At 69.5% G+C, this 25,068-nt stretch carries 27 protein-coding genes; 8 read left to right on the top strand and 19 right to left on the bottom strand.

What is annotated here, in order from left to right; genetic code table 11:
* Window positions 1-63: 63 nt before the first annotated feature.
* From mepA to U1T56_RS12065, 4 genes are all read right to left on the bottom strand, one after another.
* A complete protein-coding gene (gene mepA / locus U1T56_RS12080; RefSeq protein ID WP_418159722.1) occupies window positions 64-948 on the bottom strand; it encodes a penicillin-insensitive murein endopeptidase in 885 nt (294 codons plus the stop codon).
* A 94-nt stretch (window positions 949-1,042) separates the two neighbouring features.
* A complete protein-coding gene (locus tag U1T56_RS12075; protein WP_418159721.1) occupies window positions 1,043-1,888 on the bottom strand; it encodes an ABC transporter substrate-binding protein in 846 nt (281 codons plus the stop codon).
* 32 nt (window positions 1,889-1,920) lie between these two features.
* Window positions 1,921-2,694 carry an ATP-binding cassette domain-containing protein gene (locus U1T56_RS12070; protein WP_418159720.1) on the bottom strand — a complete coding sequence of 258 codons (774 nt, stop codon included), beginning with the start codon at window positions 2,692-2,694 and terminating at the stop codon, window positions 1,921-1,923.
* The gene (locus U1T56_RS12065) at window positions 2,687-3,394 is read right to left on the bottom strand and encodes an ABC transporter permease (RefSeq protein WP_418159719.1); all 708 of its coding nucleotides are present in this window, start codon (window positions 3,392-3,394) and stop codon (window positions 2,687-2,689) included. The genes U1T56_RS12070 and U1T56_RS12065 overlap by 8 nt, the downstream gene beginning before the upstream one ends.
* 259 nt (window positions 3,395-3,653) lie before the next feature.
* Between U1T56_RS12065 and U1T56_RS12060 the strand changes: the two genes are divergently transcribed.
* Both U1T56_RS12060 and U1T56_RS12055 read left to right on the top strand, forming a co-directional pair.
* The gene (locus tag U1T56_RS12060; RefSeq protein WP_418159718.1) at window positions 3,654-4,334 is read left to right on the top strand and encodes a hypothetical protein; all 681 of its coding nucleotides are present in this window, start codon (window positions 3,654-3,656) and stop codon (window positions 4,332-4,334) included.
* A 104-nt stretch (window positions 4,335-4,438) separates the two neighbouring features.
* Complete coding sequence (locus U1T56_RS12055) at window positions 4,439-4,693, top strand: DUF4170 domain-containing protein (RefSeq protein ID WP_418159717.1); 255 nt, start codon at window positions 4,439-4,441, stop codon at window positions 4,691-4,693.
* Here the strand turns inward: U1T56_RS12055 and U1T56_RS12050 are convergent.
* Genes U1T56_RS12050 through mobB form a run of 3 tightly spaced genes read right to left on the bottom strand, consistent with a single transcriptional unit; the run spans window position 4,684 to window position 7,609 of the window.
* A complete protein-coding gene (locus U1T56_RS12050; RefSeq protein ID WP_418159716.1) occupies window positions 4,684-5,820 on the bottom strand; it encodes an NAD(P)/FAD-dependent oxidoreductase in 1,137 nt (378 codons plus the stop codon). The two genes, U1T56_RS12055 and U1T56_RS12050, sit on opposite strands and share 10 nt — an antisense overlap.
* Before the next feature lie 20 nt (window positions 5,821-5,840).
* A complete protein-coding gene (locus tag U1T56_RS12045) occupies window positions 5,841-7,109 on the bottom strand; it encodes a molybdopterin molybdotransferase MoeA (RefSeq protein WP_418159715.1) in 1,269 nt (422 codons plus the stop codon).
* Window positions 7,106-7,609 (bottom strand): molybdopterin-guanine dinucleotide biosynthesis protein B, encoded by a 504-nt coding sequence (gene mobB, locus U1T56_RS12040; RefSeq protein WP_418159714.1) that lies wholly within the window; start codon window positions 7,607-7,609, stop codon window positions 7,106-7,108. Before mobB ends, U1T56_RS12045 begins: the two co-directional genes overlap by 4 nt.
* Before the next feature lie 143 nt (window positions 7,610-7,752).
* Between mobB and U1T56_RS12035 the strand changes: the two genes are divergently transcribed.
* A complete protein-coding gene (locus U1T56_RS12035) occupies window positions 7,753-7,980 on the top strand; it encodes a sulfurtransferase TusA family protein (protein WP_418159713.1) in 228 nt (75 codons plus the stop codon).
* A gap of 216 nt (window positions 7,981-8,196) precedes the next feature.
* On the opposite strand, the gene U1T56_RS12030 is transcribed toward U1T56_RS12035, so the two are convergent.
* Window positions 8,197-9,339, bottom strand: coding sequence for a carboxylate-amine ligase (locus U1T56_RS12030; protein WP_418159712.1), 1,143 nt, complete (start codon window positions 9,337-9,339; stop codon window positions 8,197-8,199).
* Between the two features lie 74 nt (window positions 9,340-9,413).
* Window positions 9,414-10,280, bottom strand: a complete 867-nt coding sequence (locus U1T56_RS12025) for an N-formylglutamate amidohydrolase (RefSeq protein WP_418159711.1) — start codon at window positions 10,278-10,280, stop codon at window positions 9,414-9,416.
* Window positions 10,281-10,495: 215 nt separating this feature from the next.
* Here U1T56_RS12025 and U1T56_RS12020 point away from each other — a divergent pair, with 215 nt between their 5' ends.
* From U1T56_RS12020 to U1T56_RS12010, 3 genes are all read left to right on the top strand, one after another.
* Window positions 10,496-11,005 carry a L,D-transpeptidase family protein gene (locus tag U1T56_RS12020; RefSeq protein WP_418159710.1) on the top strand — a complete coding sequence of 170 codons (510 nt, stop codon included), beginning with the start codon at window positions 10,496-10,498 and terminating at the stop codon, window positions 11,003-11,005.
* Window positions 11,006-11,143: 138 nt separating this feature from the next.
* Window positions 11,144-11,404 (top strand): Lpp/OprI family alanine-zipper lipoprotein, encoded by a 261-nt coding sequence (locus U1T56_RS12015; RefSeq protein WP_418159709.1) that lies wholly within the window; start codon window positions 11,144-11,146, stop codon window positions 11,402-11,404.
* Between the two features lie 169 nt (window positions 11,405-11,573).
* A complete protein-coding gene (locus U1T56_RS12010) occupies window positions 11,574-12,662 on the top strand; it encodes a L,D-transpeptidase family protein (RefSeq protein WP_418159708.1) in 1,089 nt (362 codons plus the stop codon).
* A gap of 445 nt (window positions 12,663-13,107) precedes the next feature.
* Here U1T56_RS12010 and U1T56_RS12005 read toward each other — a convergent pair whose 3' ends face one another.
* On the bottom strand, window positions 13,108-16,704 hold the full coding sequence (locus U1T56_RS12005; protein WP_418159707.1) for a vitamin B12-dependent ribonucleotide reductase: 3,597 nt from the start codon (window positions 16,702-16,704) through the stop codon (window positions 13,108-13,110).
* 776 nt (window positions 16,705-17,480) lie between these two features.
* Here U1T56_RS12005 and U1T56_RS12000 point away from each other — a divergent pair.
* Window positions 17,481-17,864 (top strand): NADH:ubiquinone oxidoreductase subunit NDUFA12, encoded by a 384-nt coding sequence (locus tag U1T56_RS12000; protein ID WP_418159706.1) that lies wholly within the window; start codon window positions 17,481-17,483, stop codon window positions 17,862-17,864.
* Here the strand turns inward: U1T56_RS12000 and U1T56_RS11995 are convergent.
* On the bottom strand, window positions 17,861-18,550 hold the full coding sequence (locus U1T56_RS11995) for a DsbA family oxidoreductase (protein WP_418159705.1): 690 nt from the start codon (window positions 18,548-18,550) through the stop codon (window positions 17,861-17,863). The two genes, U1T56_RS12000 and U1T56_RS11995, sit on opposite strands and share 4 nt — an antisense overlap.
* The gene (locus U1T56_RS11990; protein ID WP_418159704.1) at window positions 18,547-18,969 is read right to left on the bottom strand and encodes a VOC family protein; all 423 of its coding nucleotides are present in this window, start codon (window positions 18,967-18,969) and stop codon (window positions 18,547-18,549) included. The genes U1T56_RS11995 and U1T56_RS11990 overlap by 4 nt, the downstream gene beginning before the upstream one ends.
* A 351-nt stretch (window positions 18,970-19,320) precedes the next feature.
* Here U1T56_RS11990 and U1T56_RS11985 point away from each other — a divergent pair, with 351 nt between their 5' ends.
* Window positions 19,321-20,256, top strand: coding sequence for a metal-dependent phosphohydrolase (locus tag U1T56_RS11985; RefSeq protein ID WP_418159703.1), 936 nt, complete (start codon window positions 19,321-19,323; stop codon window positions 20,254-20,256).
* Window positions 20,257-20,265: 9 nt separating this feature from the next.
* On the opposite strand, the gene U1T56_RS11980 is transcribed toward U1T56_RS11985, so the two are convergent.
* The 7 genes from U1T56_RS11980 to U1T56_RS11950 all read right to left on the bottom strand — a co-directional run bounded on the left by U1T56_RS11980 (window position 20,266) and on the right by U1T56_RS11950 (window position 24,956).
* On the bottom strand, window positions 20,266-20,535 hold the full coding sequence (locus tag U1T56_RS11980) for a hypothetical protein (RefSeq protein ID WP_418159702.1): 270 nt from the start codon (window positions 20,533-20,535) through the stop codon (window positions 20,266-20,268).
* Window positions 20,536-20,588: 53 nt separating this feature from the next.
* Window positions 20,589-20,897 (bottom strand): calcium-binding protein, encoded by a 309-nt coding sequence (locus U1T56_RS11975; protein WP_418159701.1) that lies wholly within the window; start codon window positions 20,895-20,897, stop codon window positions 20,589-20,591.
* Between the two features lie 212 nt (window positions 20,898-21,109).
* Complete coding sequence (locus tag U1T56_RS11970) at window positions 21,110-21,619, bottom strand: OsmC family protein (protein ID WP_418159700.1); 510 nt, start codon at window positions 21,617-21,619, stop codon at window positions 21,110-21,112.
* Between the two features lie 41 nt (window positions 21,620-21,660).
* A complete protein-coding gene (locus tag U1T56_RS11965; protein ID WP_418159746.1) occupies window positions 21,661-22,407 on the bottom strand; it encodes an ABC transporter ATP-binding protein in 747 nt (248 codons plus the stop codon).
* 5 nt (window positions 22,408-22,412) lie between these two features.
* The gene (locus U1T56_RS11960) at window positions 22,413-23,249 is read right to left on the bottom strand and encodes an ABC transporter permease (protein ID WP_418159699.1); all 837 of its coding nucleotides are present in this window, start codon (window positions 23,247-23,249) and stop codon (window positions 22,413-22,415) included.
* Window positions 23,246-24,223, bottom strand: a complete 978-nt coding sequence (locus tag U1T56_RS11955) for an aliphatic sulfonate ABC transporter substrate-binding protein (protein ID WP_418159698.1) — start codon at window positions 24,221-24,223, stop codon at window positions 23,246-23,248. Before U1T56_RS11955 ends, U1T56_RS11960 begins: the two co-directional genes overlap by 4 nt.
* A gap of 436 nt (window positions 24,224-24,659) precedes the next feature.
* Window positions 24,660-24,956: a YciI family protein gene (locus tag U1T56_RS11950; RefSeq protein ID WP_418159697.1), complete on the bottom strand. Its 297-nt coding sequence runs from the start codon at window positions 24,954-24,956 to the stop codon at window positions 24,660-24,662.
* Window positions 24,957-25,068: the final 112 nt, after the last annotated feature.

The following is a 25,068-nucleotide window of genomic DNA, read 5'->3' as shown; positions in this document are numbered from 1 at the left end:
TCGTCAGCCGTGATCGGCTGTCATCAGAACCCCCGCGACCATGGGCAGTTCCCGGCATCGATCTCAGGGCTCGCGCAGCACCACGCGGCATTCCGCGGGCAGCGCCGCCAAGGCGACCGGCCGCGCCGGCTGCGTCGTATCCTTGGGCTTGTAAGGAGGCCGGCCGAGCCAGCGCTCGAGCTCGGCACCGCAGCCGTCGCCCGCCGGCGGCGGATCCTGGTCCTCGCACGAGAGCTGACCTGCCGGGCAGCGCAGGCGGACGTGCATGTGGGCGTCGTGGCCCCACCAGGGCCGGACCTTGCCGAGCCAGCGCCGATCGCCCTCGGCCGTGGCGCAGAGCGCCGCCTTGATGCCGGGATTGACGAAGATCCGCGCCACTTCGGGCGACAGCGCCGCGCGCCGGATCAGGGCCGCCTGCCGGCGGCCGAAGCGGCTCGGGTCGACCGCGTAGCGGTCGTCCTGCACCATCGAGACCGGAACCAGGCGCTCGCGGTCGTCGAGCGACAAAGGCCGCGCCGGCGGCGGCATCAGCCAGATGTCGGCGTCGAGGCCGATCTGGTGCGAGGCGTGGCCGAAGCGTGCCGGCCCGCCGCGCGGCTGGCCGAGATCGCCGACGAGGATGCCGACCCCGTCCTCGCGCTCGGTGTCGGCCGCGAGGCGCTCGATGAAGCGGACGAGGCTCGGATGACTCCAGTTGCGGTTGCGCGAGAGCCGCATCACCTCCCAGCCGGGGCCGCTCACCGGCAGCTCGACTGCACCACGCAGGCAGCCCCTGGCGTAGGAGCCGATCACCTCCGGCCGGCGGTCGGCGGTGGGCTCGCGGACCGCGCCGAAGAGCTGGTTGGCGGAGAGAGTCTCGCCGCTGGCGGCGGGCACGGAGACCGCTGCCGCGAGCGAGACGGCGAGGCCCGCGAGGACCCCGCACCAGAAGGTGCGAAGCAACCACATGCCGATTCGTTCCCGCAGATCATCGTTCTGCGGTTGATGATGCTCGGCCGATGGTTGTCAGACAATGAACTCTCGGTCGCGCTTTGCGCGAATATCAACTCGCCGACGGCTTGGCGTTGGGAAAGAAGAGCGGCTCCCCGGCGATCTTGTAGGACGCGATCGCGGCCTGGCCCTCGGGGCCGATCAGCCAGTCGACGAACTTCTGGCCGAGCTCGGCCTTCACGTTCGGGTGCCTGGCCGGATTCACGAGGATGACGCCGTACTGGTTGAAGAGGCGCGGATCGCCTTCGACCAGGATCGCGAGGGGGCCGCGGTTCTCGAAGCTGAGCCAGGTGCCGCGGTCGGCGAGCGTGTAGGCGCTCATCGCAGCGGCCGTGTTCAGCGTCGGTCCCATGCCGGAGCCGGTCTCGCGGTACCAGGTCCCGCTCGCGGCCCTGGCGTCCACGCCGGCTGCCTGCCAGAGCTTGAGCTCGGCCTTGTGCGTGCCGCTGTCGTCGCCGCGCGAGACGAAAGGGGCCCGGGCGTCGGCGATCTTCTTCATGGCTTCGGCCGCGTCCTTGCCGCCCTCGACGTGGGCGGGGTCGTCCTTCGGGCCGACGAGGACGAAGTCGTTGTACATGACGTCGAAGCGCTGCACGCCCCAGCCTTCGGCCACGAACTTCTCCTCGTCGGGCCTGGCGTGACACAGGAGCACGTCGCCGTCGCCGTTCATGGCGTTCTTGATCGCCTGGCCGGTGCCGACCGCGACCACGCGGACCTCGATCCCGGTCTTCTTCGTGAACAGCGGCAGGATGTGGCCGAACAGGCCGGACTGCTCGGTGGAGGTGGTGGACTGGACGGTGATGAACCGATCCTCGGCCCGGGCCGCGGGGCCGGCGGCGAGCCCGCTGCCGAGGACCACCGCACCCAGCACGATGGTCAGGAATGCGCGACGAGGCATGGGTCGTCCTTTCTCGCTTCGGGGTGAAAAGGTCAGAGCGCCAGGTCGCCGGCGAGGTAGGCGCGCGCGATCGCGGAGCGAGGTCCGGCGAAGAAGGCGGCGGCCTCGGCTTTCTCGACGGCTCGGCCCTGGTGCAGGAACACGACCTCGCGCGCGAGCCGGCGCGCCTGGCCGAGATCGTGGGTGACGAGGAGGATGGCGGTGCCGGCGCCGTGCGCCCGTTCGATCAGGGCTTCGATCGCGAGCGTGGCGGCGGGATCGAGGCTGGCGGTGGGCTCGTCGAGGAACAGGACCTCGGGCTCGCAGGCGAGGGCTCGGACGACGGCGAGCCGTTGCTGCTCGCCGCCCGAAAGGAGGCGGGCCGGTACGCGGGCGAGGTGGAGCAGGTTGCCGAGCGTCAGAAGCTCCTGGAGCCTGGCTCGGCGCCTCGAACGGGAAAGGCTCTGCCGTTTCAGCACGTAGTCGAGATTGGCGGCCGTCGAGCGGCGCAAGAGCACGGGCTTTTGGAACACCATCGCCTGCCGGCGGCGCACGTCGGCATCGGCCGCGCGCCCGGCCCAGGTGATGGCGCCGGCCGTGGGCCGGAGCAACCCGTGCAGGAGGCGCAAGGCGAGGCTCTTGCCGGCCCCGTTGGGACCCAGGATCACGGTGAGAGCGCCGGGCTGAAGCTCGAGGTCGAGCCCGTCGACCAGGCGCCGGCCGGCCGTCTCGAGCACGAGTCCCCTGGCTTCGAGCGGCAGGATCGGCCGGGCCCGGACTGCGGCCGCGGGTGCCGTGAGCGCGAAGGGGGTCTCGACCCTAAGCATAGGCGGTGTGCGCCATCGTCGCCCGGATGCCCGCGACCGCGGCGTTCACGGCCGTGGTCAGCGCCATCAGGATCAGCCCCAGGGCCAGGGCCAGGGCGAGGTTGCCGCGCGCCGTCTCGAGTGCGATCGTCGTGGTCATCACCCGGGTGACGTGGTTGATGTTGCCGCCGACGATGATGACCGCTCCCACCTCGGCGATGGCCCGCCCGAAGCCGGCGAGCGCTACCGTGAGCAGGCTGTAGCGGGCGTCCCAGAGGAGCGTGCGGACGAGATCGAGCCCTGCGACCTGGAGCGAGCTGAGCTGCTCGTCGTACTCGCGGTGGAGGTCTTCGATCACCTGCCGGGTCAGCGCCGCCACGATCGGAGCGACCAGGACGGCCTGGGCCAGGATCATGGCGGTGGGCGTGTAGAGGAGCCGCAGGAAGCCCAGAGGCCCCGCGTTCGAGAGCAGGAGATAGAGGAGCAGGCCCGCCACTACCGGCGGGAAGCCCATGAGCGCATTGAGGAGGACGAGGACGGCGCCGCGTCCCGGAAAGCGCACCACCGCGAGCGCTGCGCCGAGGGGCAGCCCGACGAGGCAGGCGAGCACCACCGCCGACAGGCTCACCCGCAGCGAGAGCAGGACGATGGCGACGAGGTCGGGATCGGCGCTGACGATCAGCCCGAATGCCAGGCCGAAGGCGGCGGTGAAGTCCTGCAAGGCTTCCCTCCGAGATCTGCATTCCATGCGGAGACAGGGAAAGGAAAAGCACAGAATGCAGTATCTGGCCAGCGCCGACCCGGCTGCGATGCCCGCGTCGCAAGTGGATGATGGGTAAATCCAGATTGATTGACGGTCCAGGAATGGATTCGATGCGCGATCCCGCCGCCTTCTTGCCCGGTGTGGGCACGGATCGCATAGTCGGGCGGCAGCCGAGGCGGGGTGATCCGCCTCGGCATCAGGACGGGCCGATCCGCGCATGACCGAAGCCGCACCGCTCGAGACACTCGCCCGGCTGCTCACGGCCGAGGCGGCGCATCTCTGCCGCTCGCTGGCCGGGGCGGTCGTGGTGGCGGCCGCTGCCTGCATCGCCGGCAACGATCTCGGCGCCGTCCTGCGTCTGCCCGAGGCCGCCGGCCGCCGGCGCCGGATGGTGCTGCAGCGCGGGCACGTGGTCGAGCTGGACGGCGTGTCGCTCCTGCACCTGCTGCGCTTCGCCGGGGCCGAGCCGGTCGAGATCGGGACCGCGCGCGAGACCAGAGCGGACGAGCTCGCCGCGGCTCTGGCCGAGGGAGCGGCCGCCGGGCTGTTCGTGGCCGGAGCGGGCGAGGGCGGGTCCGTCGCGTTGCCGGCCTTCTCCTGGGCCTGCCGTGAAGCGCACGTGCCGTCGCTTGTGATCGCCGACGGCTCGCTGCCGCCCTTGGCGGCGCTCGATGCCGGGGCCGATCTCGTGCTGGTGGATCCCGCACGGATTGCGGCGGCACCCGAGGCCGGGCTCGTCCTCGGCCGGCGCGATCTCGTGCGGGCGTGCGCGCTCCAGGAGCGCGGCATCGGCGCCCTGGTCCGGGCGGAGGAGGGGGTGGCCGCGGCCTGCGTGCGGGCGTTTCGGGTCGCGGCGGGGGAGCTCGCGGGCGGGATCGCCGTGGCCGACCCCGGCTGACGCCCGAGACGATAGGCCATAGGCGCTATGGCCTATCGCGCGGGTCTGCTCTGCGCTATCCAGCCCCGCACCGCATTTCCGGCGAAGGCAACAGGACCTGCAGCATGACGAAGCAGCTGCTCCATCTGGTGTTCGGCGGCGAGCTCAAGGACCCGACCGCGACCGAGTTCACCGACCTTGCGAACCTCGACATCGTGGGCATCTACCCGAACTACGCCGAGGCCTTGAAAGCGTGGCGCGCCAAGGCGCAGGCGACGATCGACAACGCGCACATGCGCTATTTCGTGGTGCATCTGCACCGCCTGCTCGATCCCGCGACCGACACCCGGTCCACGAACGGCGAGCCCGGTCAGGGCTGAGCCGCGAGCAGGCGGGCCGGACTCAGCGCTGCGGGCTCGATGCCGGCATCCTCGATCTGGCCCGGCACCGGCTCGCCCTTGACCAGCGCGGCCGCGAGCGCGGCCAGCGCCGGCGCGGTCTGGATGCCGTAGCCGCCCTGGCCCGCGAGCCAGAAGAAGCCCGGTGCCCGCGGATCGAAGCCGGCCACGGGCGTCTTGTCGGGCGCGAACGAGCGCAGGCCCGCCCAGCGGCTCTCGATCCGGCGGATCGGGAAGATGAAGTTCTCCTCGATCCGCTCGACGCAGATCGCGACGTCGAGCTCCTCGGGCTGGGCGTCGCAGGGATCGCACGGGGTCTCGTCGGCGGGCGAGCACAGGAGCCGCCCGGCGTCGGGCTTCAGATACCACTCCTCGGCCACGTCGGCGACCATGGGCCAGGCGCGGACGTCGCTGTCGGCTGGGGCGGGGACCGTGATCGCGGTGCGCCGCTTGGGGACGATGCCGAGCGGCCCGAGGCCGGCGAGCCCGGCCAGCGTGTCGGCCCAGGCTCCGGCGGCATCGACGAGGATGTCGGCCTCGACCACGCCGTCGCGCAGGCTCACGCGCCAGCCGGCGCTCGCGCGCTCGATGCCGAGGAGGCGGACATCGGTGCGCAGAGTGGCGCCTCGGGCGCGCGCACCCTTGACGAAGCCCGCGAGGATGGCGCCGACGTCGAGGTCGAGCAGGGTGGGATCGAGCATCCCGGCCACGATCCGCTCGGCGCGCAAAGCGGGCACGAGCGCCCGGCAGCCGGCACCGTCGAGCCGCGCGACCTCCGGCACGAACCGGCGCGAGCGCTCGATCTCGGCCTCGAGCTCGCCCTGCTGATCCTCACGGGCGGTGACCAGGATGCCGCGCGGGCTCGAGAGCGCCACTTCGGTGAAGTCTGCGGGTGGGGCGAGGTAGAACGCTGCCGAGCAGGCCGACAGCGCCCGGATGGTGTCGTTGCCGTAGGAGCGGTGCAGCGTCGCGGCCGAGCGGCCGGTGCTGTGATAGCCGGGCTGGCTCTCCTGCTCCAGCAGCAGCACCCGCCGGTCCGGCGCCAGCATGTAGGCGAGGGACGCGCCGGCGATGCCGGCACCGACGATGACGACGTCGAAACGCTCCATGGATATCCGTTCCGTCAAGGTCAAGAGGTGATGCCGAGCTCGGCGAAGCTCAGGAAGGATACCGGCTCGCCCGGCTCGACCCGCTCGACCTCGGGGCCGAGTTCGACGAGGCCGTGCGCCTCCACCATCGAGGTGAGGATGCCCGAGCCCTCGCGCGGGACGTGCCGTGCCGCGAGCCCGGCTTCGGTCGCGACGAGGGTGGCGCGCAGATATTCGCTCCGGCCGGGCTTCTTGCGGAACGCGAACGCGGCAGGGACCCGGAACGCGTTCGGCCGGGGCCAGGCGGCACCCGCCAGCCGCAGGAGCACGGGTCGGGCGAAGAGGAGAAAGCAGACCATGCTGGCGACGGGATTGCCGGGCAGGCCCACGAACACGGCCTCGCCCAGCCGGCCGAAGGCCAGCGGCCGGCCCGGCTTCATCGCGATCTGCCAGAAATCGAGCCGGCCCATCGCCTGCACGCTCCTGACGACGTGATCTTCGTCGCCGCGCGAGGCACCGCCCGAGGTCAGGACGACGTGATGCCGGGCGGCGGCGCGGCCCAGCACCTCGCGCACGGTGTCGGGATCGTCGCGCACGATGCCGAGGTCCTTGATCTCGACCGGCAGGGTGGCGAGCAGGCTCATCAGGATGAAGCGGTTGGCATCGTACACCCCGCCCGCCGGCAGATCGAGGCCGGGCTCGACGATCTCGTCGCCGGTCGAGAGCACGGCCACCTCGAGCCGCCCGAACACCGAAAGCCGGTCGCGGCCGAGCTCGGCGGCGAGCCCGATCTCCTGCGGGCGGAGCCTGGCGCCGGCTGCGAGCACGGTCTGGCCCCGGCGCACGTCCTCGCCGGCGAGGCGGCGGTTGGCGCCGCACTTCAGGCCGGGCGGGATCGTCACCGCGGCGCCGTCCGGATCGAGCGTCACCTCCTCCTGCAGTGCCACCGTGTCCGCACCGTCGGGCATCATGCCGCCGGTGAGGACGCGCAGCGCCGATCCTGCGGGCAGGGTGCCGGTGAAGGGGTGCCCGGCCGCGGACCGGCCGGGATGGAGGGGAAGCCGCACGGCTTCGCTGCGCATCGCAGCCGTGAAGGCGAAGGCGTAGCCGTCGACGGCGCTGTTGGCGAAAGTCGGGACGTCGCGCGGGCTGACGAGGGGCTCGGCGAGGCAGCGCCCGACGGCCGCGCGTAAAGGCACGGTCTCGGGGCACACCATCGGCGCCGTGCGTGCCTCGAGGAGCGAAAGTGCCTCGGCGACCGTGATGCGCTCGCCGCCATAAGCGAAGCAGTCTCCGGCGAGCCGGCTCATGATGCCGCACGCTCCATCCGCTCGAGGATGAACGCGGCGATTCCCGCGACGTCGTCGAGGTCGAACTGCGGCAGCGGGAGGTCGGGGAAGGGCTCGTCGGTCGCGAGGGCCACGATGCTCGGGTCCTCGCGCGCAAGCAGCGGCGTGCCGCGCGCACGGCGGTGCACCTCGAGCTTCGGATGCGCGAAGCGCTTGAAGCCCTCGACGAGGACGAGATCGCAGGGTGCCAAGCGTGCCAGCAGCTCGTCCAGGCTCGGCTCGGGTGCGCCGCGCAGTTCGTGGACGATGGCGAAGCGGCGCGCGGTCGCGAGCACCACCTCCTGCGCCCCGGCCTCGCGGTGGCGCCAAGTATCCTTGCCGGGCTGGTCGAGTTCGACCTCGTGGTGCGCGTGCTTGACGGTCGAGACGCGAAGGCCCCTTCCCGTCAGATGCTCGACCAGGCGCACGACCAGCGTGGTCTTGCCGTTGTTCTTCCAGCCGACGACGCCGAAGACCTGCATCGCCCTTCCCGCTCGTGGCTCTACCCTCGCGCGCCGCCGCCCGGTCCGCTATAAGCTCCCGGCCGCACCGCGCCTGAGCGGAATGTGCAGCGCGGGCGGCGCCTCGGCAAGGACGGCGGACGAGCGGTAGGGCCTGATCATCGATGAGCGAGCAGCTTCTTGACACGCGCGGTCTGTCCTGTCCTCTGCCGGTCCTGAAGGCGAGGAAGCGCCTGATGGCCATGGCGCCCGGCGAGCGCCTGCGCGTGCTCGCGACCGATCCCAAGGCACCCGGCGACTTCCGCCTCTACTGCCAGGAAACCGGTCACAAGCTGATCGAGGAGCGGCAGGAGGGGCAGGATTTCGTCCTGGTGCTGGAGCGGGCCGGATAGAGCCGCGCGTAGACAGCCGAGAGGGGAGCGGGACCGGCGGTGCCGGCCGCGACATTTTCGACGTGAATGCCGGTGACAGCGAGGTCGGCCCGGGTAGCGGCGACGCGATCGCCGACTTCACCCGCGGCCAGGACCGGTTCGATCCGGGATCGCCCTCGCGGCAACCGACTTTTATCTCCGAACGCGCCGCGTGACCGGCCGGATGGCCTCTGGGGGTTATTCCGGCAGGCCCGCCAGCGTCGCCTCCAGCAGCCAGTCGACCACCATCCGGCAGGCCTCCTCGGGACTGGCACCTTCGCGCAGCGCCTCGTGGTAGAGGGCGAGCTGACGGTCGGCGCTCGTACCCCGCTCGACGATCTCCCGCGCCCGCTCGACCTCGGCGAGGCACCCGAGCTCGCCCGCATCCTCGCGCACGAGCTCGATCAGCTCCTCGATCAGCATGGGCATCGGCTTGAGGCAGCCGGCGCCGAGATCGGCGAGCTCGGCTTCGATTCCATAGCGCTGGGCGCGCCACTTGTTCTCCTCGAGCAGGATCCGGCGATAGACGCGCCAGCTCTGGTTGCAAGTGCGCAGCCGCCAGAGGCGGTGCAGGAGTGCCTGGAACAGGGCGGCGATGGCGAGCGCGTCCTCGAGGCTCGTGCAGACGTCGGTGATCCTGAGCTCGAGCGTGGGGTGCTTCGCCGAGGGGCGGATGTCCCACCAGACCTGGGTCGGATCGCTGCACAAGCCCGTCCCGGCGAGAAGGTCCAGAAGATCCCGCCATGCACTCCAGCTTGCGAGATATTCGGCCGAGCCCGAGCGCGGCAGGTTGCCGAACACCGAAGGGCGGAACGCCTTCAAGCCCGTCGGGCGGCCGCGCCAGAACGGCGAGCTGGTCGAGAGCGCCAGAAGGTGCGGCAGGAAGTAGCCGGCCTGGTTCATGAAATCGATCCGGAGCTCCTCGTCCTCGACCGCGACGTGGACGTGCATGCCGCCGATGAGCTGACGGCGGGCGAGGGCCTGGTAGTCGTCGGTGAGCGACTGGTAGCGGTCGAGCTCGGTGCTGCGCTGCTCGTCCCATTCGGCGAAGGGGTGGGTCGAGGCGGCGATCAGGCCCATGCCGTGATCGCGGGCGATGGCGGCGACGGTGCGCCGCAGCCGGGCGAGATCGCTCCTGGCCTCGGCGATCCGAGCGCAGATGCAGGTACCCACCTCGACCTGCGACTGGAGCAGCTCGTTCGTGACCTGCTCGCCCAGAGCATCCTCGCAGGCCGTCATGAAGCCGGGATCCGGCGACTGGACGAGGGCGCGCGTGAGGGGATCGACGAGGAGATACTCCTCCTCGATGCCGAGCGAGAGCGTGGGCTTGCGTGGCGCCATGACGGGCGGACCTCCTTGATCGACGGTCTAGGAGGCGCCGAGCCCGGTCCGGGTTCCCACCTCGCCGGATGGACTCAGTTCGTCGGCGGAGGGCGCAGCGCGTGCCGCCAGGAGATCAGCCCGCCCGGCTGGTCGAGATTGTCGCCTTCGAACGGCCGGTAGAGGTCGGGATCGGCGAGCGGCCCTTGCAGCGCCGCGTGGACGATCCCGGCGAGGCGTCGGGCCTTCTCGGGCGTGTCGATCTCGTCCTGGCGGATCTCGAGCATGACGTGCGGCAGGCGCGGGCGTTGGGCGTGGAACTCGACCGTGAAGCCGAACTCGCGCAGGCCCGAGTAGGGCTGGTTGTCGCCGACCACGAGATCGCCGCGGGCGCGCAGGGCCTCGAGCACCGGCCCGGCCAGCCGCCGGTCGCCGCGCCAGAGCACGCCGATCTGCCAGGGCCGGTCCTCGCCGTTCAGGCGCGGGGTGAAGCTGTGCACGGCGATCAGCACGGGCACGATGCCGGCGCACCGGAACCGGCCGATGCGCCGGGCGATCGCGCGATGGTAGGGCAGGAAATAGCGGACCACGCGATCGAGCACCGCCTCGAGGTCGAGTCCCTGGTTGCCGGGGACGATGCAGCCGTCGCTGATCTCGGGGATCGAGGTCGGCGTTCCGGGCCGGCGGTTGGCGTCGATCACGAGCCGCGAGACGTGGTTCAAGATCGCGGGCGCATCGAGAAGGAGGGCCAGGTGCTTTGTCACGTCGGCGGCGCCGATGTCCCAGCCGATGTGGCGGGCGAGCGCCTCCTCGCTGATGCCGAGGCGGTCGAGGCCGCCCGGGACCAGCTTTCCGGCATGGTCGCACACGACGAGGATCGGTGCCCGGCCGGCCGGATGAAACAGCTCGACATGGGTGGGGTCGGGAACGGGAACGATGCGCATGGCGCGGGAATAGGCCACGAAACCAGCGGCTTGAGAAGAGTGCCGTGACCGAGCCGTTCGCTCCACTGTGACGTGATTGCACCACCTCCCGATCGGCCGCCGGCTGCGTTCCTTCGCGCCCAAGGTGATCGATGGACTTTTGGCAATCAGCCCGTATAGACAGGTCGCGTTCGGACCGGTCGTATCATCGAGCGGGTGGTTTGCGCATGGAGCGCAGCTTGGCGAGACGAGGTATGTGGGCGACGAGCGTGGCCGCAGCGATGCTGGCCGGTGCCGCGCTCCTGCACGGCTCGCCGTCGGCCGGAGCCGGCGAGGTCCTCAAGGCCGACAAGATCGTGGTCGTGAAGAGCGAGCGCCGGCTCTACCTCCTGCACGGCGGCGAGATCATCAAGAGCTACCGCGTGGCCCTGGGCCGGCAGCCCAAAGGCACCAAGATCTACGAGGGCGACGGCCGCACGCCCGAGGGCGTCTATCGTGTCGCGGCCTTCAACCCGGACAGCCGCTTCTATCGTTCGATTCGGGTCTCGTACCCGAACGAGGCGGATCTGACACGGGCGCGAGCGCTCGGCCAGTCGGTCGGCGGCAACATCATGATCCACGGCCTCGCCCCGGAGCGGCGCCAGTTCGGATCGGACCACTGGCTCTACAACTGGACGAGCGGCTGCATCGCGGTCACCGACAAGGAAATCGACGAAATCTGGCAACGGGTCGAGCTCGGTACGCCGATCGAGATCCGTCCATGATCCCGGCGGGCTCTTTTGGAGCCGCTCCCTGCCCGGAAACGCATCGGAACGCGGGCATGGGGCGAGGAGCCCCGGCGGGCTCGTTCCGATGATTTTCTCGCCTTCGAAGCTCACGACACCCAATTGGAGGGAACAAGCATGAAGAAGCTCTACAGCCTCGCTCCGGTCGCAGCCGTGGCGGTTCTCGCTCTCGGCGGCTGCGCCTCGAAGGGCGACATCGAGTCGCTCCGCAGCGAGATCTCGGGCCTGCGCTCCTCGATCGAGTCGGTCGACGCCAAGGCGACCCGCGCCGAGGCTGCCGCCCAGAAGGCTGCTGCCGACGCCGCCGCCGCCAACGCCTCGGCCACCGCGGCCAGCCAGAAGGCCGACCAGATCTTCCGCGCCGGCCTGCGGAAGTAACGGCGCGCAGCGAAACGCGAGACCGGCTGCGGGCTCGTCGCTTCGCTCGCGACGTGTGCGCCGGTGCCGGGGCGGACTTGCCTCCGGCCCGGCGTGCACGATCTAGATGAACGACTGCCACAAGAAGCGGCGGAACGCCTTGCTACAAGGTTCGTCACGGTCTCGTGCCATGATCTCGCGTCGGCTCTTCGGCCTGCACGTCCTCGGCGCCCTAGGCGCTGCCCTCTTCCTGCCGCACGCAAAGGCCGCCACGGCCACGGTTTCTGCGCCGCAGCGGCGGACCGGCGATCTCGTCGGTGAGATCACCTACTACGTCACGCACGCGAACGAGACGCTGCTCGACATCGCCCGCGCCCACAATCTCGGCGTGCCCGAGATCTCGGCGGTCAACCCGGGCGTGGATCCCTGGGTTCCGGGCGAGGAGACGCTCCTCATCCTGCCCACGGCCTTCATCCTTCCGGATGCGCCGCGCGAGGGGATCGTCATCAATTACGGCGATCTCCGGCTCTATTATTTCCCGAAGAACGGCCCGGTGCAGACCTACGCCCTTGGCATCGGCCGGGACGGGTTCGAGCTCAAGTACGGTCAGACCCGGATCGTCCGCAAGAAGGAGAAGCCGACCTGGTATCTGACCGAATCCGAGAAACGCGACCATCCCGAACTCGGGAACGCCGTGCCGCCCGGGCCGGACAACCCGCTGGGCGAATACGCCCTCTATCTGGGCTGGCCCACCTACCTGATCCACGGCACCAACAAACCCTACGGCGTCGGCCGGCGGGTGAGCCGCGGCTGCTTCCGCATGTACCCCGAAGGGGTGGCGCGCCTGTTCCGCGAGGTCCAGGTCGGCACCAAGGTCACGGTCTTGGACCAGCGGGTCAAGGTCGGCTGGCACCAGGGCGAGCTCTACATCGAGGTTCAGCCCGACATCTACCAGATCGACGAGCTCGAGGCGACGCAGACCATGACGCCGCGGCCGCCCGAGGGCGACGTCCGCCAGCACATCCTGAACAAGGCCGGCGCCGACGCGGCCCGAATCGACTGGAGCATCGTGGACAACGAGCTCCTGTTGCGGCGAGGGATCCCGGTTCAGATCACACGGCCGGAGCTGCCGGTCGTGTCGGAGCGGGAGCCGTCGCTGCCGATGGCCGATGCCGCTTCCAGCATCACCGCCGACAATGATCCGCTCGACGGTCTGCGCGCGCGGGTGGCGCCACCGGCGATCGTCCGACCTGGTGCCGACAGGAGCGGCTTCTACTGAATCCGTGGAAGCACACAGCTTATCCACAGGATGAAAATCCGCGTTGATGGCGGCTGAGGATGGCTTGAGAGTGCCATCCGCCGCCGTCCTCCGGCGCGGCGGCATGGTCGCCGGCGCGTCGGCGAGCGGTCTTCGATCGTACCCCGAAACATCCGGCGATACCAGGCCGACCCGGCCGTCTCCGGTCGGGACGGCGCTCTTGCGCGACCGCTGTGCTTTCCTCGTCGCAGCGGCCCGGCGGCGCGGTGTCCACGATTCATCCACAGGGCGGCTGCCGATACGGCCTGGAGATGGGCTTGAGGCTTGTCAATCCGAATCATCGGCCGGCAGCCACGTTTCCCGACGAGGGTGACAAAAAGGCCCGGGAGACGCGCTCCCGGGCCGAAGATGGAGGAGAATACAAGGAAAGAACGCCCCGCTTGCCCGACGGGACGTATGCGTACTTTTAGCTACAACCAGTGGTCGAGCCGCAAGTATCGCATTTCAGGCAGGTGCCGTTGCGCACCAGCGTGAAGTTGCCGCAGGCGGAGCAGGGGTCGCCGACATAGCCCTTGAGCCGGGCCATCTGCGCCTGCGCCGCGCGGCTGTTCGTGCCGCCCGACGGAGCCTCGGCGGCAACCGCCGGGCTCCCGGTCGGGCCGGGTCTCTTGGCCGCATCGCTCGCGGCACCGCCGCCGGCGAGCAGCCGGAGATTGCCGCGGACGAAGCCGGTCGAGGCGATCTGGCGGACCGCCTCGCTGCCCATGTCGCCTTCCTTGATGCCCTTGCCGAGCGCATCGTGACGCACGTCGGCCGGCTCGACGTTGGCGAGGTCGGTGCGGCCGAGATAGGACACGGCGAGCTCGCGGAAGATATAGTCGAGCACCGAGGTCGCCATCTTGATGGTGTCGTTGCCCTGCACGACACCCGAGGGCTCGAAGCGGGTATAGGAGAACGCCTCCACGAACTCCTCGAGCGGGACGCCGTACTGGAGGCCGATCGAGATCGCGATCGCGAAGCTGTTCATCAGCGAACGGAAGGCCGCGCCTTCCTTGTGCATGTCGATGAAGATCTCGCCGAGCGTGCCGTCCTCGTACTCGCCGGTGCGCAAGTAGACCTTGTGGCCGCCGACCACGGCCTTCTGGGTGTAGCCCTTGCGGCGGCTCGGCAGCTTGCGACGGTCGTGGATGAAGCGCTCGACGATCCGCTCGGTGACCTCGATCACCTTCTGGACCTGCGGCTTCTCCTCGGCCTCCTCGTCCTCGCCGAGATCCTCGGGCAGCATCGAGGCCAGGGGCTGGCTGAGCTTGGAGCCGTCGCGATAGAGCGCCAGGGCCTTGAGGCCGAGGCGCCAGCCTTGGAGATAGGCCGCCTCGCAGTCCTTCACCGTGGCGCGCGCCGGCATGTTGATGGTCTTCGAGATGGCGCCGCTGATGAAGGGCTGGGCTGCCGCCATCATCCGGATGTGGCTGTCGACCGAGAGGAAGCGCTTGCCCTTGCGGCCGCAGGGATTGGCGCAGTCGAACACCGGCAGATGCGCTTCCTGCAGATGCGGCGCGCCCTCGACCGTCATGGTGCCGCAGCAGAAGGCGTTCGCGGCCTCGATCTCCTCGCGCGAGAAGCCCAAAGCCCTGAGCAGGTCGAAGGACGGATCGTCGAGCTGCTCGGCGGTGAAGCCGAAGCGCTCCTTCAGGAAGCCGTCGCCCAGCGTGTAGCGGGTGAAGACGTACTTGATGTCGAACGCGGTCGGCAGCATGCCCTCGAGCTTGCGCAGCGCATCGTCGGTGAAGCCCTTCGCACGCAGGCTATCGTGGTTGATGCAGGGTGCCCCGTCGAGCGTGCCGTAACCCACGGCATACCGGGTGATGTCCTCGATCTGCTGCTCGCTGTAGCCCAGCGTGCGCAGCGCCGTCGGAACCATCCGGTTGATGATCTTGAAGTAGCCGCCGCCGGCGAGCTTCTTGAACTTCACGAGCGCGAAGTCGGGCTCGATGCCGGTGGTGTCGCAGTCCATGACGAGGCCGATCGTGCCCGTGGGGGCGATCACCGAGACCTGCGCGTTGCGTACCCCGTGGCGTTCGGCGAGCTGAACCGCCTCGTCCCAGGCACGGCGTGCGGCCGCGACCAGATCCTGGTCGGGGCAGTTGCCGGCATCGAGGGGAACGGGCAGGGTGTGCAGGCTCTCGTAGCCGGTCGTCTCGCTCCAGGCGGCGCGGCGGTGGTTCCTGAGCACGCGCAAGACGTGCTCGCGGTTCGGCGCATAGTCCGGGAAGGGGCCGAGGGCGGCAGCCATCTCGGCCGACACCTTATAAGAGGTGCCGGTCATGAGGGCGGTGATCGCGGCGCAGAAGGCGCGACCCTGCTCGCTGTCGTAGGGCAGGCCGCAGGCCATGAGCAGCCCGCCGAGATTGGCGTAGCCCAGGCCCAGCGTGCGGTAACGGTAGGACAGCTCGGCGATCCGCTCGCTCGGGAACTGGGCCATCAGCACCGAGATCTCGAGCACGATCGTCCATAAGCGCACGGCGTGGACGAAGTCCTGAACCGCGAACCGGCCGTCCTCGCGCCGGAAGCACATCAGGTTGAGCGAGGCGAGGTTGCAGGCCGTGTCGTCGAGAAACATGTACTCCGAGCACGGGTTGGACGCGTTGATCCGCCCCGAGGCCGGGCAGGTGTGCCAGTCGTTGATCGTGGTGTCGTACTGGATGCCGGGATCGGCGCTGGCCCAGGCGGCGAAGCCGATCCTGTTCCACAGGTCCCGCGCCTTCAGCGTCTTCGCGACCTTGCGGTCGGTGCGGCGGAAGAGCTGCCAGTCGCGGTCCTCGAGGACGGCGTTCAGGAAGTCGTCGGTGACCCGGACCGTGTTGTTCGAGTTCTGCCCGGAGACGGTGAGGTAGGCCTCGCTGTCCCAGTCGGTGGCGTAGGTCGGGATCTCGATACCCGTGTAGCCCTGGCTCGCATAGAGGATGATCTGCTGGATGGCGCCTTCGGGCAGCATGGCCTTGCGCGCCGCGCGCACCGCCTTGCGCAGGCCCGGGTTCTCGCGCGGATCGAACCGGTCCGCACCTTGATATTCCGGGTCGTGGCACGCGGCCATGATCGCCTCGGCGTGCTGCTTCAGGAGCTTCGAGCCGGCGACCAGCGCCGCCACCTTCTGCTCCTCGACCACCTTCCAGTCGATGAAGGCCTCGATGTCGGGATGGTCGGCATCGACGATCACCATCTTGGCCGCACGGCGCGTGGTGCCGCCCGACTTGATCGCACCCGCGGCCCGATCGCCGATCTTGAGGAAGCTCATCAGGCCCGAGCTCTTGCCGCCGCCCGACAGGCGCTCGCCCTCGGCGCGCAGGTTCGAGAAGTTGGTGCCGGTGCCGGAGCCGTACTTGAACAGGCGTGCCTCGCGCACCCAGAGATCCATGATCCCGCCCTCGTTGACGAGATCGTCCTTGATGCTCTGGATGAAGCAGGCGTGCGGCTGCGGCCGCTCGTAGGCCGAGGTCGAGGCTTTCACCTGGCCGGTGACCTCGTCGACATAGAAGTGGCCCTGCGCCGGGCCGTCGATGCCATAGGCCCAGTGGAGGCCGGTGTTGAACCACTGCGGCGAGTTCGGGGCCGCGTACTGGCGCGCCAGCATGTAGCGCAGCTCGTCGAAAAAGGCGTGGGCGTCCTCCTCGGAGGCGAAGTAGCCGCCTTTCCAGCCCCAGTAGGTCCAGGTTCCGGCGAGACGGTCGAACACCTGGGCAGCGCTGGTCTCGCCCGTGAAGCGCTCGGCTTCCGGCAGCTCGGCCAGGGCCTTCTCGTCGGCGACGCGGCGGCACAGCCAGGCCGGGACACCCTTCTCCCGCACCGGCTTGAGCCGGGCCGGCACGCCGGCTTTGCGGAAATATTTCTGCGCCAGGACGTCGATCGCCACCTGCGACCAGCCGCTCGGCGCCTCGAGCCGATCGAGGCGGAACACGACGGACCCGTCGGGATTGCGGATCTCGCTCGACGCCGAGCGGAATGGAATCGCCGCGTAGGGCGATTCGCCTGCCCGCGTGAAGCGACGCTGGATCTCTAGGGGCACGCTTCTCCTCCTGTCTGAGAGTAGATTGTTCTCGACATGTTCGTCAAACCGAATCTGCCGCTCTGAGATTCGCGGGCGGACGGATCAAGAATAGGCTGAGCGCCATCAAATAAGGGCTGAGTTTATGCGACGAGATGCTGACCGGCAATGATGCGCCGCCGCTTGTCCACGGGTTCCACAGGGCGGGAGTAAAACGGCGCGCCACACCCCTGGCTCTCCTTGCAGATCCGGGTTCGGCCCCGGGAAGGGCTCGACGGGAGCATGATACGCCTCGAAGAGGTCGGTCGCAACAAGATCTGGGGCTTGAGCGTGCCGCTAACTACAATTTGTTGCGGCCCGGGCACGGCGCAGACCCGGGTATCCGGCAGCGGCGCGGGGCGAGCGAAGCAGCCGGCGCGTTTCCGGCCGGCGGAAACGGCAACGAAATCAATATCAATATAAGCTTATCATCAGTTTATAGCGACGATGGTCGCCGGCGCGTGCGGTCGGGCGGGACCGTGGGCTGTCCACGGCCTGTGTGCGATTTGGTGCATAAGAGGTGTGCACGAAAACGAGCCGCCGCCGGATGCGGCATCCCGTTTGCTGCATCGCGATCATGATTTTGGGTCAAGTGCAATCAACCGCCGTTGATGATCGTTTCATCCACAGCGGCGGCTGGTTATCCACAGACGGGCCGGCGGATCCCCCGCCCGCCGAGGTGGCAGCGCGCCCTCTGGACAGGGCACGCGTCTTGCCCATAGTGGCGGCGGTTTCAGCGGGCCCTTGGAGCATCTGCCGTGTTGAAGTGGTTGCGCGCGAACACGCTCGGCACCTACCTGTTCACCCGTCGTCGCGGCGAACTAGTCGGCGAGGACGAGTTCGGCAACAAGTATTACCGGGAGAAGGGGGCGCGCGATTGGCGCTCCGAGCGGCGCTGGGTGATCTTCGCCGGTGACGGGCTCGAGATCGATGGCAGCGCCGTTCCGCCGGGCTGGCACGGCTGGCTCAACCACGCACGCGAGAAGGCGCCGAGCGAGGAGCCGCTCGTCGTCAAGCGCTGGGAGAAGGAGCACCAACCCAACCTCAGCGGCTCGCCCTTCGCCTATGTGCCGCCCGGCCACGAGCGGCGCGGCGGCCAGCGCCAGCGCGCCACCGGCGATTACGAGGCCTGGCGGCCTTAGCCGGCGGTATCGCGCCGGCGATAGAGCTCGAGGTCGAGCAGCGCCTCGAGCGCCTCGTCGGGCTGGGCGCCGGCGATGAGATGATCCTCGCCGAACACGAACACGGGCACGCCGTTGATCCCCAGAGCGTAAGCGCGCTCGTGCGCCGCCGCCACCTCGGCGAGCCGTGCCGGCTCGGCGAGCGCGGTACGGGCCGTCTCGGACAGGCCGATCGCGGCCGCGATCGGCTGCAGGGTCTCGATGCGGCCGATATCGGCCCCCTCCTCGAAGAAGGCGCGGAACACGGCCTGGACCGCCTCGACGAGCCGGCCGTGCTCGGCCGCGGTCAGCACCAGCGCGTGCGCCAGCGCCGTGTTGGGCTGCGTGTCGATGGCGGCGAAGCGGAACCGGATCCCTTCTTGAGCGCCGATCGCCGCGATGCGGCGGACGACGCTCTGTGCCTGGGTGGGGCTACCGAACTTGCGCTCGAGATAATGCGCCCGCGCCACACCCTCGCGCGGCAGATAGGGGTTGAGCAGGAAGGGATGCCAGACGAGCTCGACCGGTGCTCGGGCCACGAGTCGCCGCAACCGGACGAAGGCGATGTAGCACCAGGGGCAGGCGAGGTCGGCGACGAGGCGGACCCGAGCCTGCGCTCGTGGCCGGCCGTGGACCAGCCTCGCGTTCGCAGGAGCTTCGGCCATCATGCCGGATCTCCGGACACCGTCTCGGGCAGACCCCAGATGCGCGGCGTGGCCAGCTCCAGGCTGTTGTTCGCGGGATCACGGAAATAGAAGGAACGGCCGCCACGCGGCCAGGCCTGCTCGTGCTCGATCGCGACTCCATGCGCCTCGAGCCGTCGTTTCCAGGCGTCGAGCTCGCTCTCGGGAACGGCAAAACAGACGTGACCGGCGCCGGTCGCCCCGTGCGCCGGCACCTCGCGGCCTCGCTGCGAGGCTTGCGGATTGAACAGGAGCAGCATGTTGCTGCCGATGCGGAAGAAGCAGAACAGCCCGGGCTTGCGGCTGTCGAGGTCGAGGCCCAGCACCTCGCCGTAGAACCGCTCCGCGGCGGCGAGGTCGTCGACGTAGAGAACGGTCTCGAGCACGCGGTCGAGAGGGTGCATGGGCGTCGGCTCCTCGTGAGACCCCCTGCAGAGCTACGCTCTCAAGGCGCACGCTGGCAAGATCCGCGAGCAGACCGCCGGGGTGGCGCCATCATCCGCCATGAATAAAGAGGAATGATGCTCGATTGATGGATCGGTCCCGCCCGGACGATTGCCTTGATGCGGAATCATGCCGGACGTTGTCCGGAGCCTGTGTATGACTCGAGGTCGGGCGGTGGAAAGAACGCCCTGCGAAGCGGGCAGGCGGCGGTCCGGAACCGTGCTATGCTCATCGAGTTCGGCTCGAGCACGGCCCCACTCATGGCGACATGGGGTCCGAATCGGGTCGTGTCGGACCTCGAGGAGGGCGCGATGTTCAACCCGGCTGCCGTGCTCGCCGCCGCCTTCGCCGAGCATCTCGTCGATGGCTATCGCACCGTCTACGGCAACCGCGAGCCCGACCACAGCCCGATCATCCGCTCCATGGCGCAGCTCGCGGTGGAGCGGATCTCGTCGAGCGACGCGCTCTATCACGATGCCCAGCACACCATGCTCGTGACCCTGGTGGGCCAGGCGATCCTGCGCGGCCGCATCATCGTCGAGGTGGTCACACCCGAGGACTGGCTCCATTTCACGGTCGCCACCTTGTGCCACGATCTCGGCTACCTGCGCGGGATCTGTCCCGGCGACGAGGAGGGCCGCTACGTCATCGACGAGCACGGCCACACCATCGAAGCACCCCGCGGCGTCTCCGACGCCTTCCTCGCCCCCTGGCACATCGACCGCGGCAAGCTGTTCGTCCGCCATCGCTGCCGGGCGATCCCGGTCCTCGACGTGGAACGGATCGCACGCGCGATCGAGCTCACCCGCTTTCCCATCCCTTGCGATCGGGATCACGCCGAGACCGGCACCGAGCCGGCGCTGGTGCGGGCCGCCGACCTGATCGGCCAGCTCGGGGACCCCGACCACCCGCGCAAGCTGAATGCGCTCTATTACGAGTTCTGCGAGACCGGGATGAACGAGAAGCTCGGCTACCGCTCGCCGGCCGACCTCGCCGAGCAGTATCCGCGCTTCTTCTGGTCGAAGGTCGAGCCCTATCTCGGCACGGCGATCCGGCATCTCGAGCGGACGGTCGAGGGCAAGCAGTGGATCGCCCAGCTCTACGCCCACGTCTTCGTCGAGGAGCACCGTCGCAGCCGTCCCGGTCCGGAGCGGGCGCCGCGCGCGAAGGCGGCGGAGCCGCCGGCCACGGTCGCCGCGCTGCATCCGGAAACGCGGCGCGGCGGCCGGGCCAAGCGGCGGGCGTGAGGGTCGGACTCAGAAGATGAAGTCGGCTTCGGTGAGCCGGTGGATGCCGACGAGCTCGATCGCGGTGTCGGGTGCCAGGTCGTCGTCGAGGTTCACCTGAACGATGGTGTTGCCGCCGGCATGGGCGACGCGGACCTGCTCGTCGTCGGTGAAGCGGGCGGTGCCGATGAAGGCCAGACCGCTGTCCAGGCTCAGCGCCTCGATCGCGAGCCGGTCGCCCTCGGCGAAATCGAGGACGAGATCGCGCTCGCCCAGTTCGGTTTCGTCGGCCGAGAGCACGAACCGGTCGGCACCCGGACCGCCGCGCAGGACGTCGTGGCCCAGCCAGCCGTTCAGCTCGTCGGCGCCGGCGCCGCCGTCGATCTCGACCGGGATGCCCTGGTCGTGGGAGCTGATCGTGTCATCGCCGGCATCGCCGAAGATCCGTCCGCCCCCGAACCGTAGATCCGGTCCTTGCCATCGCCGCCGTGCAGTTCGTCGTTGCCGTCGTCGACGAGACGATCGGCGCCGCGGCCGCCCCAGAGGATGTCGTTGCCGAGACCGCCCACGAGGCTGTCGTCGCCGCTGCGCCCGAACAGACTGTCGGCGGCCGCCGTGCCGACGAGCGTGTCGTTGCGATGGGTGCCGTATCTTCTCGCCATCACCGTTCCTCTGAACGATCCGGAGTCGTCGCGCCGACCGGCCCCGCTGGGCCGGGCGAGGCTCGCTCTTGCTCCGGCAGAAACCGCCGGTTGAATGAACCTAGGAGACGAGGCGCGGGCCGCTTGTGTGAAAACGCACGAAGCGGCCGTTTCGAAACAATGTTCTCTTTTTATTTTACAGTCGTGGTGATCACGCCACGGCCGGCCCGCTGTCAGGCGCGGGCGATGCTGGCCTCGGTGGCGGCCGGATTCTTCAAGGTCTGCAGCACGACGCAGTAGCGCTCGGTGAGCTTCAGGAGCGTGGCGAGCTTCTCGTCGTCGGCGTCGGTGTCGAGGGTGAAGCGGAGCCGGATCGCCTTGAAGCCGACCGGGGCATCCTTGGCGACGCCGAGCGTGCCGCGGAAGTCGAGGTCGCCTTCGGTCTCGACCGTGCCCTGCCTGATCTCGATGCCGAGGGCGGTGGCCACCGCCGAGAGAGTGACCCCCGCACAGGCGGCGAGGGCTTCGAGCAGCATGTCGCCGGAGCAGGCCTGAAGGCCGGTGCCGCCCGTAGCGGGGTGCAGCCCGGCTTCGACCAGGGCACGGCCGGTCTCGACCCGGCAGGCGAGGCCTTCCTGACCGATCTCGCCCCTGGCCTTCAGGGTGATCACGGCGGCGTCGGGATCCTCCTTGTAGCGGGCCTTGAGCGGGGCCTGCAGCTCGCGCAAAGCGTCGGCGTCCATACCTTCTTCCTGATGCTACCTCTGCGTGGAACAGGGCCGGGTCAGGCGGCGAGCTCGACGGGCCCGTGCGGCAGCTCGGCGAACAGCCGCTCGCGCAAGGCCGCCAGCGCCGTCCCGTCGCGGGGGCGCGGCCGGGGCAGGCTCACCTCGAGCTCGAGCCGCACGCGGCCGGGATGCCCGCCCAGGACCACCACCCGGTCGGCGAGATAGAGTGCCTCGTCGAGATCGTGGGTGACAAGGACCATCGTCGGCCGGTCCTCGGCCCAGAGCCGCAAGAGCTCCTCCTGCAGCGCCTGACGGGTGAGGGCGTCGAGGGCGCTGAACGGCTCGTCGAGCAGCAGCACAGGGGGGCGCGTGACGAGGGCGCGCGCGATGGCGGCGCGCTGCGCCATGCCGCCGGAGAGCGTCTTGGGCAGCGCGTCCTCGAACCGGGCAAGGCCGACACGGGCCAAAGCCGCGCGCGCGAGCCGCATCCGCTCGGCCTTGGGCAGCCGCCGCGGCAGGCCGAAGGCGACGTTGCTCACGAGCTTCAGCCACGGCATCAGCCGGGGCTCCTGGAACACGACCCCGATCCTGGGCGAGGGTCCCGAAAGGCGCTCGCCGTCGAGCAGGATGACGCCCGCGCTCGGGGTCTCGAGGCCGGCGACGAGGCGAAGGAGCGTGCTCTTGCCGCAGCCGCTCGCTCCCACGACGGCGAGGATCTCGCCCGCGCGCAAGGAAAGGCTCACCTGGCTCAGCGCCTCGTAGCCGTTCGCGAAGCGCTTGGCGATCCGGTCGATCACGAGCATGGACCTCACCCCGCCTTCGCGAAGCTGTCCTGCCAGGCGACGAGCCGGCGGGTCAGCAGGACGAGGAGCGCGTCCGTGGCCTGGCCGAGCAGCGCGAACAGGACGAGAGCGGCCAGGATCTGGGCGGCGTTGCCGGTCATCTGGCCATCGACCAGGAGATAGCCCAGCCCTTCGGAAGCGCCCATGAGTTCGGCCGCGATCACGAACATCCAGGCGAGGCCGAGGCCGCCGCGCACCCCGGTGAGCCAGGCCGGGAGCGCTGCCGGAATCAGGATGCGGCCGATCAGGGCGAGGGGGCCGAGCTGGCAGACCCGCCCGACCTCGACCAGCTTCCGGTCGACGCCCTGGATGCCGGTCACGAGCGAAAGGTAGATCGGGAAGAAGGCACCGGTCGCGATCAGCGCCACCTTCGAGGCCTCGAAGATCCCGAACCACAGCACGAACAGCGGCACCCAGGCGATGGACGGAATGGCGCGCAGCGCCTGGAGCGTGGGATCGAGGAGCCGGCGTGCGGTGGCCGAAAAGCCGGCGAGCGCGCCGAGACCCGTGGCGAGGGCGAGGCCGAGCGCGAAGCCCGCCGCCACCCGAGCGAGGGTGGCGGTGGTGTGGCGGGCGAGATCGCCGCTCTGCTGCAGCTCGACGATCGCACGCGCCACGACCGAGGGCGGCGGCAGGAGCCGGGCCTCGATCCAGCCGGCGCGAGCCGCAAGCTCCCAGGCGGCGGCGGCACCCAGCGGCAGCAGCAGGCCGAGAACGAGAGGATGACGCAGGAGCCGGGCCGGAGCCGTGGTCGCCGGACCGGTCCCGGCCTCGACGCCCAGCCGCTCGATCACGGTGCTCATGGCGCCGCCGCGACGCTGGTGGCGAAGCTCGGATCGAGAAGGGCGGCCACCTTTCCCTTTACGTCAACGTCAGGCTCGATCATCCCGCCTGCCTGCAGCGCCTCGCCGGCGGCGAGGATGGTGGCGCGTACCGCCTCACCGGGGCGCGGGTCGACGAAGGCGGTACGGGCGAGCTGCTTCTCGGCCACGGGCTCCGGCAGCTTCGCGGCTCCGGCCAGGAGCTTCACGAGCTCTTCCGGATTCTGCAGCGCCCATTGCCGGCCGCGCTCGTAGGCCCGGAGCACCTTCTGCACGAGATCCGGGTGCTCGGCGGCGAAGGCCTCGCGGACATCGAGCACGCCGTAGGTGTTGGCGTCGGGATCGCGGTAGAAGAGCGGGTAGCCGCGCTGGATCTCGACGTCGGCCATCATCGGGTCGAGCCCGGACCAGGCATCGACGTCACCGCGCTCGAGGGCGGCCCGACCCTGGTCGTGCTGGAGGAGGACGAGCCGGACGTCGCCGGGCCCGAGCCCGTGCTTCTCGAGCGCGCGCAGGAGAAAGATGTAGGGATCGGTGCCCTTGGTGACCGCGATGCGCCGGCCCTTCAGGTCCTCGACCTTGGCGATGCCGGTATCGGGACGGGTGACGAGCGCCGTCCATTCCGGCTTCGAATAGACCCAGACGGTGCGGATCGGGTTGCCGTTGACCTTGGCGAGGAGGGCGGCGGCACCCGCGGTCGAGCCGAAGTCGAGGCTGCCGGCGTTCAGGAACTCGAGCGCCTTGTTCGAGCCCAGGCTCTGCACCCAGCGGACGGCGATCCCGTCCGGCTTCAGGGCCTCCTCGAGCCAGCCCTGCTGCTTCAGCACCAGGCTCACCGGATTGTAGTAGGCCCAGTCCAGCGTGATCGTGTCGGGTCGGCCGGCAGCGCGGGTGGTGCCGGCACCGGCGAGAAGCGCCAGGCCGAGGGCAAGGGTGTGGCGACGGGAAAGCTGCATCGAGCGCCTCATTCGCTCGCACGCTGGTTTGCGCGCCGGTTGCGATCAAGGCGGGAGGAGGCCGGCCCAACGGCCGGGCCGAAGCCCGCCGCAGCCTGGTCGTACGGCGGGATGCCGGACGCTTTAGCCGCACTTGTTACGCGCCCGCAAGCTGTCGCTCAAATCGGCGCGATGTAAATGGATTTATATCACGGCAGCAAACTGTCAAGGGAATTAATATACATAAAAATATAGTTATTTATGCGCCCCCGCGTGCAGCCATGCTTGCAAGGATCGGTGTCAGCATGCGCCGTGGGTCGAAAATCCGTTCGGGCAAGGACGAGCGATGCCGCGAGCGGCGACGGCCTCGTCCCCTTCCTTCGGCGTGGCCGCCGCGATCGCGCACGATCTCGCCGGCTACGCCCATCGTCCCTGCGGTGGCGAGGTGCCGTGCGCGTCAGCCGGTCCGCGCGCCGGCAAGGAAAACCTTGCGCCAGGGACGAACGGTCACAGTCTCGAACAGGCCGCCCTTGGTGTAAGGATCAGCATCGATGAAGGCATCGACCTCGGCGCGGTCGTCACTATCGAGCACGATCATGCTACCGACGGGTGTGGTGCCGTCCTCGGCCAGCATCGGGCCGGCAGCGAGCAGCTTCGCGGCATGGCGGGTCAGGTGCTCGAGATGCGCGGGCCGGAGCTCGGTGCGCAAGGAGGCGCTTCCCGGCTTGTCGAGGGCGACGATGACGTGGGGCATGATGCGGGCTCCCGTCGGGGTTGTGTCGTGGCAGCAACAGCAGCCGACGACTTGCAAAGAAACTGCGACGATCTGTGACAAACGTCACGGTTTCTCAACCATAATAGCGCCA

This window comes from Benzoatithermus flavus (assembly GCF_037908215.1).
Taxonomy (GTDB): Bacteria; Pseudomonadota; Alphaproteobacteria; order Geminicoccales; family Geminicoccaceae; genus Benzoatithermus; species Benzoatithermus flavus.
Note: the sequence above shows the minus strand (reverse complement) of the source record. Positions and strands in the feature narration are given on the sequence as shown.